We start from the raw sequence: 13,022 nt of genomic DNA, 5'->3' as shown, positions 1-13,022 counted from the left end.
CCCAGAACCCAGTCTACGCCGAGTCATACAAAGACTGCCCAGACCCTGAGTGCGAAGTCCACGGCAATCCCCCACCACTGGACTTCGACCCCAACGACTACCACTACTGACCTTCCATCGAAGACATCCCCTCTCCCTCGATGGGCTGACAGGGGTAGGTATTCGCAAATCGTCATTCCGGCGGAGGCCGGAACCCAGAGTCCGGGTACTGACGTCCTTTTGGTTCACCTACCCCCTAGCAACAAAATCAAGGCAATCACAAGAATCCGACGAATCACAGTTCAGACATCCAGTGCACCTTCGTGTACTTCGTGGATGACCCGGGCACTCCCCACACTCCTCTGGATTGCCGAGCGGCGAGCCACTTCGTGGGTTCCTGCTTTCGCGGGATTGACGGGGTGGCGGGTCGGGTCAGTCTACAGTCCCAGCACGAGCTTCAGACCAGACTCCACTCTTGTCAGAATATCTCCAGGCAATGCGCCAACCCTCTCCGTTAGAAACGACTTATCGACGGTGAGGATCTGAGAGACGTTGATCGTGGAATCTCGTGGCAGTCCAGAGGCGCTTTGTTCCAGCAGGACATTTCCCGGGGCCTCGGCAAGTCGCAGATTGGTAGTCACGGCAGCGACGACAACTGTACTTATCCGACTCTGGTTGAAAGGATCACTTTGAAGTACCACCACAGGCCTTCTGAATCCTGGGCCAGAGCCGGACAGAGGTGGCAGCGATGCCCACCACACGTCACCCCGGCGCATTACCAATCCTCGTCTGGCAGCGATGCCAACTGAAGCTGGGCCAGGGCACTGTCAAGGTCCGAGGACTCGTTTGAGTACACGTCATCCAATGCCTCACGGACCATCTCGCCATCGTGTTCGCTGATGTATGCTTCCAAGGCTTCCTTGAATAGCTGGCTCCTGGAGATACCGAGGCGACGTGCCAGGGAGTCAGCGGCGTGGAACACGGGATCTGGTATGGATACTGCTGTCTTCATGAGTCGAGTATAACTCTGGTTATACCAGGCTTCAAGGTCAAGGTGTTTCACCCTCGCCTCATCCACCATCAGGGCAATCACAAAATCCGACGAATCACAGTTCAGACATTTCGTGCGCCTTCGTGTACTTCGTGGATGAACCGCGCACTGCCCACACTCCCCTGAATTCCCGCCTTCACCAGAATGACGGGTGGCGGGGTGTGTCGGACCTGAGTGTGCTAGTTCTCCAGGCGGGAGAGACGGCGGAGGTCTATGCTCAGAACTCGGCCTCCAAAAGTTAGGAGGGCGGCTGCGAAGATGGCGAGCAGGATGATGTAGAGCGGCCCCATCAGCAGCCAGTTGATCGTCAGGATGAACGGCGGCAGGACGCGGCCTCCGCTGTCGGTTACTGCTACGGACGCTACCATCATGCGGCTCATCTGGAATCCGGCCCAGGTTCCGATGCCCAGGCCAATCAGGGCGACGAGCATGTGTTCCAGTCCTACCAGGCCTATCGTCTGGATGCGGCTGAATCCGAGTGACCTGAGCGAGCCCATTTCGCCCATGCTGCGCTCGGCGAACGCCAGCAGGTAGACAACGTATCCCAGCCCGGAGATGAACAGGATCACTCCCAGCGCGACGAGCACTATGGTGCGCCATCCCGCGGAGATGAGCGGGTCGATGTCCTGAGCGGCGAGCTGGTCTTCAAGTCCGATCGCGCTGCCGCGAGCCCTGACCATCCTGGACACGGCCTGGAGTACCTCCGCGTCGGCGCCTGGGGCAGCCTCGATGAATACCTCGTTTATCGCGGTGGCGCCAACCGGGTTCAATGCGTCCAGGTAGGTGAGCAGGGTGTCCATGTCGAAGACGAGGAATCCGCCGCGAGCAGGGTCCATCGTCGGGAAGTAGTCGACCACGTCGGTGACGACCATCGGGACGGCGCCGCCCGGGAGGTTGACCAGCAGGCCGTTGTTGACGCCCGCTCCCGTGTTGGCCGAGAACGTGCGGCTGGCAATGGCGGGAATGAAGCCGTGTCCACCGGCGCGATAGATGCCCCGGATGCCGACGTTGGTCTCCTTGCCGAACCTGAAGTGGGCGGCTCCCACGCCCGAGTTGGTGTTGTCGGAGATCTGGGTGACCTCGTCCGCACCGAGCTGGCTGGTGGCCAGCGTGACCCAGTCGAACGCCCCTTCGAATCCCTCGACGAGCGTGACCTCGCCGGTCTCGCTGACCGCCTGAAGGTCGTCGAAGGTGGCAGATCCGGCGGTGGCAGTCGCGCCAAAACCAGGCTCGTTGATCTGGATGGAGACCACCTTGATCGGGTGGACCAGGTCGGTGGGAATGACGGCGTCCACCATGTGCCAGCCGGGGTCCGGCATCTGACCGAACGTCACGGTATCAGTCTTTCCGTTAGCGTCCTCAAGGACTAACCAGAGGAAGATCAGCGGGTAGAAGGTCTCAGGGTTGACCCACATCTGGATGGTGTGGGAGCCTTCGGGCAGCTCGATCGTCCGCAAGGGTTCTTCCAGCTTGAGCGTGGCCAGTACCTCCGGCAGGGACTTCTCGGAGAAGTCCGGACGGTACCAGGCGTCGAAGGTGTCGGCGTCCACCGCGAGGAAGCTGAACCCGGAGCCGATCGATGCGGCCCCGATCTTTCCTGTGGCACGGTGCGCCGGGGAGACGACCTGCACGCCGGGGATGGAGCCGAAGTTCTCTTCCACACGCCCGTCCCTGCGACCGAGATAGGAGTCCAGATCGATCACCCGTATGTCGGAGCCTACGTTGTACCTGACCCTCTCCTCGTAGCTCCTGTCGAGTGTTGCTCCGACGGTTGTGGCCAGCACCCCGATGCCTCCGGCCAGCACCAGCAGCAGCACCAGCCACGAGTACTGGAGCGGGTTGCGGGCCATGTGCCACATGCTCATCGAGACCCAGACGGGCGCCCGGCGGGCAAACTCGGCCAGCAGTTGGAACAGCAGCTGCGCTGGCACCAGGCAAAGCAGGGCTATCGAACCGGCGAATACGAACGTCGACTGGTCCGGGTGCGGAGGGGACTGGTACGTGAACCATGCGACCGCGCCGATCTGCACGGCCATCCAGAAGACGAGTGCCAGCCGGCTGCTTTGCAAAGACCTGGCGGAGAGCCAGTAGGCGGCGGCGAAGACTCCTATCGCAACTCCCTGCGGCAGCCAGCCTGTGAAGTCGTCCACGCGGACGTAGTCGAAAGCGATGGCCCCGGTCAGCAGGGGAAGCGTGATCAGCGTCGCGAGATGCACAAGTCCCAGCGACTCGCCACTGACGTAGCGTATGAACATGGGGAACACGCGGAAGAACATCAGCCCGACCGCCATGAGGAAGAGCACCGGGGCGACCAGCAGCGCCTCGTTGACGTCCTGCTCGCCGAACAGGCTGCCTGAGACTAGCTCACCGCGCGCCTGAAGCTCCCAGAACAGGATGCCGCCGACCACTAGGAAGCCTATGTCTATGTAGAACCTCTGCACCAAGGGCATTGACGGGGGTCGGGAGGCCCTGAGCCTGTGGATGATCAGTCCGGCCCGCGCCCCGAGTACTCCCGGCACCACGAAGATGACCAGGCAGAGCAGTCCGGCGATGCCCGCAGCCGCGAACGGTATCCAGTTCGGGTGCACGGGCAGCGGTCTGCCGTCGGTTATGTGGTCGAAGTAGGGGAGCAGTCCGGCGAGCCACACCACGAGCAGGGCGAGGAACGGCGCGATCGCGGCCGCGACCAGGGTCAGGACTGCACCCTCGCCGAGGTACAGCCTTAGGAGGCGCCAGGTGCTGGTGCCTCGACTCCTGAACAGCGCGACATCGCTCTCGCGGTTCGGCACGAGATACGAGACGATCATGAACAGGAAGTAGAGGACGGCCACGCCCAGCACGGTGAGCATCAGGAGCAGCGGAACGCTGGAGAGGAAGCTCTGTCGTCCGAACCGGGCGAGCATGATGTCGATGCCGCTGAAGGCGAACGACCCCGGCAGCAGGATGGACAGCTCCTCGCCGAGCTGGTCCGTTCGCGCGCGCATCTCGGCCTTGGACCATCCCCTCAGGACCGTCGCATCGACTCCGCTGTACCAGGTGGAGTTGACCGCCGCTCCGGGGAAGGCCGTACCCACCGTTCCGGCCAGCACCGGCTGGCTGACGAACATGCCGAGCGCAGGCGGCGAGTTGGGCGTTATCTCGCCCTCCGGACTCGGAATCCTGGGGAACATGAACGACTCGGCGTCGTTCTGCCAGAAGGGGTCGTCGGGGTCTGTCGGGGCGATCAGGCCGGCAATCCTGGCCGACACCTTGACGGGCGAGTCCTGAGATGGCGCGACGATGAGAACGTCGCCGGGGACGAGGCCGCCGAATGCACCGGCTGTCGAAGTGCTCATCAGCACCTCGACCATCGGCCCCTGGGTGCCGCGGAGCGCGGTGTCTTCGGCGAGTCTGCCCTCGATTATCGTGATGTGCTCGTTCAGTCCGGTGAACGACTGGATGAGTCCCTCGACGGGCTGACGCGGCGGGGCTTCTTCGCCTTCTTCAAGCTCGTCTTCGTCGTCCGTAGAGGCGAGTTCGAAACCCGCCCCTAAATCCAATGGATCAGCCACAAGCTTGTCCGGAGGAATTACAGAGTAGAACGGTGTTCGCAGGTGGCGTTCGGTGCCGGTGTGGACAGGTGCGACGCTGGCCTCGATTGCCTGGTCGAGGGCCGTGCCAGTGCGCTCTATCTCGGGCACCTCCAGCGGAATGAAGTTGGATCGGGTTGTGATGGTGAAGTAGGTCTCGCCGTCGCGGGCGAGCGAGGACTCCACGGCGCTTTCGATGCCCTGACGTTCGAGGGCGTCGAGATAGACAGGGGCTGCCGACATCAGCAGCGTAGCGATCATGATGCCCAGAAAGATGCTGACCATGAGGCGCCAGTCTGTGCGAAGGCGCCGGAGGACGAGGTGACCGGTAGTCAGATTGTCAGAGTCTGTGGTCAGGGGTCAGTTCCAGTCTGTGTAGGGGGATGTAGTCCCTTCTCCCCTGGCGGGAGAAGGTTAGGATGAGGGGGAGTCGCTGTTTCAACATATTCACCCAGCGGTCAGTTCCTGTCTGTGTAGCGGCGGAGGGGGTCCCGCCCCTACCGTCACTGCATGGAGGATAGGATGTCATGAAAGTCGTTCTCCGGAGTACCAGCCTCCGTTCACGGGTGTGTACCTCTCGACTGTGTGGAGCGCGTTGAAGCCGAATCCGCCGGCTATCTGGACTGTGCCGTCGTCCATCAGCAGGGCGCTGTGGCCCCATCTTGCGTCGCGAATCGCTCCGCCGGGTCTCCATGTGGCATCGCGAGGGCTGAACAGCTCGGCGGTCCCGAGAGGCGAAATGCCATCCCTGGTACCGCCGACGACGAGCACCCGTCCGTCGGGCAGCAGCGTGGCGGTATGCGCAGCCCTCGACTCGGCCATCTGCCCCGCACGGGACCACGTCCCTGTCGAAGGATCGAATATCTCAGAAGAGGCGATCGGCACACCGTCGACGCCGTATCCGCCGACCATCAGCACCCTGCCGTCCGACAGGATGACGGCGACGTGGCCGTCCCTCGCTTCGACGAGGTCGCCGGCGCCGGTCCACGCACCGGTCGCGGGATCGTAGATTTCAGCTGAACTCACGCTGCGGTCATCGCGGCTCACGCCGCCCGCAACTAGCAGCCTGCCATCGTCGAGCAAAGTGGCGGTGTGGCCCCAGCGTGGAGTCTGCATCGGCGCCGCGGGAGTCCACCGACCGCTGAGCGTGTCGAGGACCTCGACGCTCGACAGCGCGTTGGAGCCGTCCCATCCACCGACGGCCATGAGGCTGCCACCCGCTTTCGCGGGCGCAGGCTCCAGCAGTGTGAGTGTGTGCCTGCTCCGGGCGTCGGCCATGTCATCGTACCTGTCCCAGACGGGACCATCGGGGTCATAAACCTCGGCGCTCGCCAGAGGGGTGGAGAGATGTCCCAGGCCTCCGGCGACGGATATACGGCCATCAGGCAGGACAGCTACGGCGTGGCCCCAGCGAAGCTCCGTCATGGGCTCGGTCCGAAGCCACTTGCGTATTCTCCCATCGAAGAACTCCGCCGTGTTCAGGCTGCGGCCGTTTGCGTCGTAGCCGCCCAGTAGGATGGGCGTGCCCGTTTCGGCGCACGGATCAGAGTCGTCACAGTCCATCAGCACCGCAACGTGGCCCCAACGGGGGCGCTGCGTCCTACCCGCGGCGGCCCAGGCCCCGGAGCCGGGTACGTACAGCTCAGTACGGGTGAGTGGCGAGAGCAGGCCCGCCTTTCCTCCCGCGACAATCACGTTTCCGTTCGGGAGAAGGGTCGCAGTGTGTCCCCTGCGCGGGGCCAGCAGGTTGGCGGTCTTCGTCCACGAATCGTAAACAGGGTCGAACACCTCGACGGTGTGGAGCGGAATCGCTCCACCACCTCCGACCACGATGATCCTGCCGTCCGTGAGAAGCGTTGCGGTGTGTCCGCCCCTGGACTGAAGCATCGGCACGCCGGGAGTCCAGACGCCCACAGACCCGTCATCCCCACGAAAGCGGGGATCGAATGTCTCCGTAGAGTCGTAGGCGGCGCTGCCGTCCCTTCCTCCAATGACCATGATGCGACCGTCAGGCAGAAGAGTCGCGGTATGCTCACTGCGCGCAGTGGACATCGCAGAGGCCTTCGTCCACGAGTTGGAGGCCGGATCGTAGATCTCCACGGACGCGACCGCGTCACGTCCCTGCTTACCTCCGGTCACGAGCACCCTGCCGTCGGGCAGCAGCGTCGCGGTGTGGGCAGCCCTGGCGACGGCCATGTTGGGACCGCTGGCCCAGGCTCCGGTCGCAGGGTCGTAGAGCTCAGTCGAAGGAGTGGGAATGAACTTGTCGGAGCCGCCTACGATAAGTACGCGACCGTCAAGCAGCAGCGTCGCGGTGTGGTCTATGCGCGGGACCGTGAGCGGCGCGGCGTCTGTCCAGGACTCGGTGTCCGGGTCGTAGAGTTCGGTCGCAGCCGTGACGCTGCCGATACCCCCACCGCCAGCTATAAGCACCCTGCCGTCGCGCAGCAGCGTCGCGGTGTGACCCGCGCGGGCCGTCGAGATCGGGCCGACGAGGGTCCACAGGCCGGTCGTAGGGTCGTAGTACTCGGCGGAGGTTAGCTCGTCGTCTTCGCCGGTGCCCGCAACGGTGAGTATGGTGCCGTCCGGCATGAGCGTTGCAGTGTGCTCAGTGCGGGCCTCTCTGGAGCTTCCAGGAGCGTCGGGAGAGCCAATCTGAGGTTCAGGGGCTACGGCAACTGCGACCGGTTCCCCAACCTCCCCCTCGGCATCGTCAGTGGGGGTGCTATCACACGCGACAACGAACCCGACAAAGGCCGCAGCCAGAAGCCAGACAGCCAGCTTAAAGCTGGACATGTGAGTGAAAGAAAGAGCCTCAAGCACGTTCGGTGGTCGCATTTGTGAATTGTGTAGTAGGCGGTTAGGGCAAGTCAACGAGGGGTGGGGGACATTAGGACAATCTCGGAGCCGGTACCTGTGTCAGTATCATTAGTGATACTATAGTGTGGTGGTAGACAACGTTGAAGAAATCATTGGCAGGCTTCGCAGCAATCCGCGAGGAATCAGATTCAATGACCTCGCGAGAATCTGTGACAGATTCTTTGGAGAGCCTCGACAGAGGGGAACCAGCCATCGGGTCTATCGGACACCATGGCCGGGCGATCCCAGGGTTAACATCCAGAACGATAGAGGAATGGCCAAGGTGTACCAGCTCCGGCAGGTCATCAGGGCAATAGAAAAACTGGAGGCCATGAGTTGAGCGATCACTACACATACCGCGTGACATGGTCTGTTGACGATGAGGAGTACATTGGGCTGTGCACCGAGTTCCCGTCGCTCAGCTGGCTTGCGTCCTCTCCAGACGAGGCGTTCACAGGTATACGACAGCTTGTGTCTGACTGTCTGGAGGATATGCGGACAACTGGAGAGACGCCTCCGAAGCCGATTGCCGACCGGAGCTACAGCGGTAACTTCGTGGTCAGGGTACCTTCAGAGGTACACAGGGCTCTGGCCATTCGAGCCGCCGAGGAAGGCGTGAGTCTCAACAGACTCGTAAGTGCCCGACTTGCAGCGCACGACTCCACCTGAACTGACTTTGGGGTTGTTTCCCAGACGTCTGTGGGTTCCAGCTAGGTCGTGCCCCGCCCCCGGCGGAGGCCGCGGCCGGGGAGGGCGCCGGTGTTGTCGCCGTCATCGATGACGACCTGGCCGTTGACTATCACGTAGTCGATGCCGACGGGGTAGTGCTTGGGATCGCCGTGCCTGGCGTGGGTCTTGACCGTGTCGGGGTTGAACACGACGATGTCGGCCCTGAAGCCGTCTCTCAGGATGCCCCGGTCGGGCAGTCCGAGACGCTGCGCCGGGAACGAGGTCATCTTGCGAATGGCCTCGGGGAGACGCAGGTGCTTCTCGGCCCTCACGAACTCTGCTAGCACTATCGGGAAACAGCCGTACGTGCGCGGGTTAGGGTACTCGCCGAACAGGATGGCGTCGGACGCGATCATGCCCGCCGGGTGCGAGACGAACGCGTGCAGCGTGTGTGCGTTCGTGCCCAGTCCGACGGTCGAGATACCCAGGTTCTCCTCCAGCAGCAGGTCGAAGAGCGCCTCAGCCGGCTCCTGGTTGCGCATCTCGGCGATGTCGGTGATGAGGCGGCCGTCGTACTGCGCGTTCTGAGGCTGGGTGAAGTTGGTCAGCCAGTTGTTTTCGAGCCTGCTCGGAGCCAGCTCCTTCGCCATCCGAGCACGGTCGGCGGGGTCGCGCAGCGCGGCCATCAGCCTCTCAGGTCCGCCGTCCTTCGCCCAGAACGGCAGCCCGATCGTGATCGTGGTGCCGGAGTAGGGGTACGTGTAGCAGTCGAAGGTGACGTCCATGCCGCCGGCGCGGGCGTCCTCAACGAGTCCGAGATAGTCGTGGTGGCTTCCGACTCCCTGCGCGCTCTGCCGGTAGTGAGTCAGATGAATGGGTATGCCGGAGCGCCTGCCGATCTCCAGGGCCTCCTCCCACGGCGCGAGCAGGCCGGTCGACAGCAGGCTGGCGCGGGTGTGGGTGTGGTAGAAGCCGCCCATGCTGGCTGAGACCTCGGACAGCTCGACAAGCTCGTCGGTATCGGCATACGCGCCGGGCGGGTAGTCGAGTCCGGTGGAAAGGCCCCACGCGCCCTCCTCCATCGCCTCGCGGACGACCGCCTTCATGTTCGCCATCTCGTCGTGTGTCGCGGGTCTGTCGTTCCAGCCGACGCCCCAGATGCGCACGGGCGAGTTGCCGAGGATGTAAGCGACGTTGATCGCGACGGAGCCGTCGAACTTGCCTATGAAGTCGGCGACGGTCAGCCAGTCGGCGGGCATCGGCGGGTAGCCGTTGAGTCCCGAGTCGAGCCAGATGTAGCGGTGAAGCTCCTCCTGCGTCTTGAACGGAGCGTGAGAGATGCCGTCGATGCCGACAAGCTCTGTCGTCACGCCCTGGCGCACCTTGGGATCGTGGTGCGGCTCACCGAGCATGGTCAGTCCGGCGTGGGAGTGGAGGTCGATGAAGCCTGGGCAGACGACACGCCCGCCGACGGCGATGGTTCGCTCCGCCTCGAGGCCGGACACGTCTCCTCGGTGAATGGAGACGGTATCGCCCTGGACGCCGACAGCGGCGTGGAAACCCGGGCTGGCCGTTCCGTCGATAACGAGTCCGCCGGTAATGAGAAGGTCTAGCATGGGAAGAGTCGGCCTCCGGTAGTTTGGTCAGACTTTACCAGACTTGGCGGGTGGGCTCTGCAAGAGGCGGCCTACTGCCGGAGCCTGTGTCAGCTTGGAAGGTAATCGATGTAGGGGCGGTACGCGAACCGCCCCTACGGGACATGCGGGCGAGACGCCCGCGCTCCGTGTGATGGTCGACTTAGGCTCACCTACCAAATTGCCTCAGATCCCTACTGCAGACGGAGCATCGAAAGGCCGTCAGATATCGCCTCACTGGTCCACTGTGGACAGATTCTTGCAGGATACATACTTAGATACTTGTTTTGACAAACAAATTGGTAGAGTGTATATTTCACCATATCTCCTCGATCAGATGTTCTAGGAGGTCTCCAGCATGATTGAAGACCCATCTGTTCGCCTTGAGAGACGATTGTGAGGGAGTGGGGATTTCCCACTATGGGCCGTGCGGCGAGAATGGGACCTCTCTTCATCAGGACCTTGGCCAATATCTGGAGCTTCGACCATGGCGAGAGTAGCAGTCATGCTGAGTTGATTCCCGGTCGCCGGCGTGTGCGAGTCGCTGGCTGGGGAGCAACTTGACGATGGTGTCTGCACGGTGACATCGCCCTGGGACAGCGGACCGCTATTAAGTCCAGCCATTCCGGCCTCATGCCAGAGACTGTCCGTGTATCGTCGTAGGATATGCCCCTGGGATCTCCGGTCCCCACTTGGTTTCGTCGGTGTGGCGGAGAGGATTCAGGCAGGTGAGGTTTACGGAGTTGGAGTCGATGCCGCGTGGGACGGGGAGCTTGTCTCAGGTGTAGAGATCGTAACTGCGGGTCCTTAGCCTTCTGCGCTTGCGCAACCTGATTCCTATCCTCATCCGGTCAACCCCTCTGCGGTGTGAGCGGCGGCTGACTTGCGGCCACTCTACCACAGGCTGGGAATTGCTCGTGGTAGACTTCCCTGAATTCAGGACTGGTCTTCTAGGAGTTTTCACAATGCCCGGGAGAGGATATCACGGCGGCTTCGGAGGCCGCCGTTCATTCGGTGGCAGGTCACGCACTGGCGGCAGGAGTAGTGGTCGATCGCGGTCGCGGTCGCGATCGGCAAGACGTGCGGGAAGCTCCCGGTCTTCCGCGAGGGGTGTGGTCGCCTACTCGATCTACAACTCCAGTGGAAAGCGCACCTACATCGGCTCTACCAACAACCCTGAGCGCCGGGCCGCGGAGCACACGAGAGACGGCAGGCTGACCCGCGGAGGCGAGTTGGTGGTGGAGTCCAGGCCAATGTCCCGGGAGGCAGCCCAGCGACTGGAGGCAAAGAAGATCCAGGGTTACAGGCGCAGGACGGGGAAGCTGCCGAGGCTCAACAGAACGTCTGACGGCCAGCACCATCATCGAGGCCGGGGTTAGCGACAGTCCGCAGGTGACGGACAGGTGCCCGGTATGCTGATCCCACGCCGATCGCGCTAAGTGGACTGCATAGTGCGCCCTGGGCCCTGGGCGGATCGGGAAGATTGAACTCACCCGCGGACATGGTTGTGGCCATTTCGCACCTCCCCGGGGTTGGCGAGTATGTCTGGAGACCGGTGGGCCGTCGCCGATGCCTCCCATGGATATGATTACGGAATAAGCGCTAGGGGCCTGCTGACAATGCCTCAATCAGCCTGTCTATGCTGTGTGGCCCGAACAAACATTCAACCTTGGTCTGAGTCACGTAAGGTCGAACGCCGAGGTCAGGGTCGTTGATAACTTTGCGAATAGCTCTACCTCGGTTGGGAAAGGCTGACATGAAATTAGACCAATTGACCTCAATCCTCGCGATGTTGTGATTGCTTCTACGCACATAAATCATGGCCCCTGGGCCAAACTGGAATCTATGGTCAGTAGTGCTGGTTCCGATGTACTCCGATGGGAACACTTCCCTAAGCCTCTCCAGTGTAGTCTGTCCTATCAGGTGTTCCTCCCCTCCTGCCTAACGAATTCGCAGCTAGGGAATTGATAGTCACTAGAAGCGATTCTTTAAGAAGCGTCGCAAAAGGCCGTAAACGATGATTGCGATACAAACGACAAGGAAGGCCTTCAGAATCAGTTCGGCATTGTCGATGACAAGATCGTTCAAGTCGTCTACCCTCTACACTCCAACTGCGGAAATGCCTGCGATTCGCGGCTGAATTTTATGCCCTCCGACAGCCGTTGGCGTCAGGAATCGTTTATCCTGCAGTATCTCCCCAATCGAAAGTATCTGCTTACGTGGGTACTCTATTGCGAGTATCCCCAGTGTTCCCGCCTCACCCATGAACCGCTGGGAGTTACGGTCCTGAGTCCGTCCCAATGGCTCCGTGACTATAACTCACGAGCTGGAACAGATGTCTGGCTGGCCGGCGCTGATATACTTGACAGAGAGCCGGACGGCAATCTCTGGAAAGGGAGAGTGTTCGCATAGGGGACGAACGCCGTCCGGTCTTCCTTTCTGATACCTCTGACTAAGGTGACTGACCGGATCGGTCACTCACTTCACGGGGCCCAACAGGCGTCGAAATCGCCGCATCTCGCCACCTGGTGGGAAACACCCCACACCGGGAATCAGAGCAGCCGAAATCACCCTCTCAGGTCAGGCCGGGTGGGTGTACAGGCCCAGCCGCGGCGGCCTGGAAATAGTCTCTGGCGGTTGCGGAATCCGTCAGGCTGGCGGACGCGTGCCGATGGTTGGGAAAGACCCGCAAGCCCACTTCAGCGGACGGAATACCTGCACTGCAGCAGCTTCGATCTGTGGTCAATCCCTCAGTGCGGAATTCGCAATCCGCCCGTTGGTTCGCACTAGTTATCTTATGTCAAGTAGAGCCGGCCTTGACCTCACCTGAGGCCTCGTTCTGAAGAGCCTTTCAGCCGCATCCGTAGGAGTCCCAAAAGCAGGCCCACGGCCAGGATCCAGATGCCGATGGCGAAGGGCCAAACCTGAACTGCCGCAGCAGCCCACTCCTCCCTCACCGCATGAACTTTGTACCACCACACCAACACCTGAAGAGCGATCCCTGAGACAGCCAGGAAAGCGAGAACAGTCAGGCGGACTCGACGAGTCCAGCCATCTCCCGGATCTTCTCCCACTGCTCCCGAGACTCACTCATTCGATGCTCCCGGCCTCACCAGGGGTCTCCCTCGCAGGCCAGTATGTTTGCGACTGGTGCGCGATCTGGGAACACGTGCTCGTAGATGTCGATCGGACCGGGCAGATTCCGGCCCGCAAACCGGTCCCATGGACTTCCTCCGAGACTCCATTGGACGTCCCATCTGC

At 61.9% G+C, this 13,022-nt stretch carries 8 protein-coding genes; 2 read left to right on the top strand and 6 right to left on the bottom strand.

Annotation, left to right across the window (positions count from 1 at the left end):
• Positions 1-416 precede the first annotated feature (416 nt).
• The 4 genes from J4G14_14210 to J4G14_14195 all read right to left on the bottom strand — a co-directional run bounded on the left by J4G14_14210 (position 417) and on the right by J4G14_14195 (position 7,422).
• Positions 417-761 carry a type II toxin-antitoxin system PemK/MazF family toxin gene (locus J4G14_14210; GenBank protein ID MCE2458943.1) on the bottom strand — a complete coding sequence of 115 codons (345 nt, stop codon included), beginning with the start codon at positions 759-761 and terminating at the stop codon, positions 417-419.
• Positions 755-991 (bottom strand): ribbon-helix-helix protein, CopG family, encoded by a 237-nt coding sequence (locus J4G14_14205; GenBank protein ID MCE2458942.1) that lies wholly within the window; start codon positions 989-991, stop codon positions 755-757. Before J4G14_14205 ends, J4G14_14210 begins: the two co-directional genes overlap by 7 nt.
• 218 nt (positions 992-1,209) lie before the next feature.
• Positions 1,210-4,884: a hypothetical protein gene (locus J4G14_14200; GenBank protein MCE2458941.1), complete on the bottom strand. Its 3,675-nt coding sequence runs from the start codon at positions 4,882-4,884 to the stop codon at positions 1,210-1,212.
• 240 nt (positions 4,885-5,124) lie between these two features.
• The gene (locus J4G14_14195; protein MCE2458940.1) at positions 5,125-7,422 is read right to left on the bottom strand and encodes a hypothetical protein; all 2,298 of its coding nucleotides are present in this window, start codon (positions 7,420-7,422) and stop codon (positions 5,125-5,127) included.
• Between the two features lie 372 nt (positions 7,423-7,794).
• On the opposite strand from J4G14_14195, the gene J4G14_14190 reads away from it, so the two are divergent.
• Positions 7,795-8,127, top strand: a complete 333-nt coding sequence (locus J4G14_14190) for a toxin-antitoxin system HicB family antitoxin (GenBank protein ID MCE2458939.1) — start codon at positions 7,795-7,797, stop codon at positions 8,125-8,127.
• 41 nt (positions 8,128-8,168) lie between these two features.
• Here J4G14_14190 and J4G14_14185 read toward each other — a convergent pair whose 3' ends face one another.
• Positions 8,169-9,743, bottom strand: a complete 1,575-nt coding sequence (locus tag J4G14_14185; protein MCE2458938.1) for a D-aminoacylase — start codon at positions 9,741-9,743, stop codon at positions 8,169-8,171.
• A gap of 983 nt (positions 9,744-10,726) precedes the next feature.
• Here J4G14_14185 and J4G14_14180 point away from each other — a divergent pair.
• Positions 10,727-11,140 (top strand): GIY-YIG nuclease family protein, encoded by a 414-nt coding sequence (locus tag J4G14_14180; protein MCE2458937.1) that lies wholly within the window; start codon positions 10,727-10,729, stop codon positions 11,138-11,140.
• 721 nt (positions 11,141-11,861) lie between these two features.
• Here the strand turns inward: J4G14_14180 and J4G14_14175 are convergent.
• Positions 11,862-12,062, bottom strand: coding sequence for a hypothetical protein (locus J4G14_14175; protein MCE2458936.1), 201 nt, complete (start codon positions 12,060-12,062; stop codon positions 11,862-11,864).
• Positions 12,063-13,022: the final 960 nt, after the last annotated feature.

It is taken from the genome of Dehalococcoidia bacterium, from assembly GCA_021295915.1.
In the GTDB taxonomy this organism is placed as follows: Bacteria; Chloroflexota; Dehalococcoidia; order Lucifugimonadales; family UBA1123; genus VXRN01.
Note: the sequence above shows the minus strand (reverse complement) of the source record. Positions and strands in the feature narration are given on the sequence as shown.

Bases quoted from the DNA above. Each gene is read 5' to 3' on its own strand.
- J4G14_14180 (MCE2458937.1), top strand. From the start codon at position 10,727: ATGCCCGGGAGAGGATATCACGGCGGCTTCGGAGGCCGCCGTTCATTC.
- J4G14_14200 (MCE2458941.1), bottom strand. From the start codon at position 4,884: ATGGTCAGCATCTTTCTGGGCATCATGATCGCTACGCTGCTGATGTCG.
- J4G14_14205 (MCE2458942.1), bottom strand. From the start codon at position 991: ATGAAGACAGCAGTATCCATACCAGATCCCGTGTTCCACGCCGCTGAC.
- J4G14_14185 (MCE2458938.1), bottom strand. From the start codon at position 9,743: ATGCTAGACCTTCTCATTACCGGCGGACTCGTTATCGACGGAACGGCC.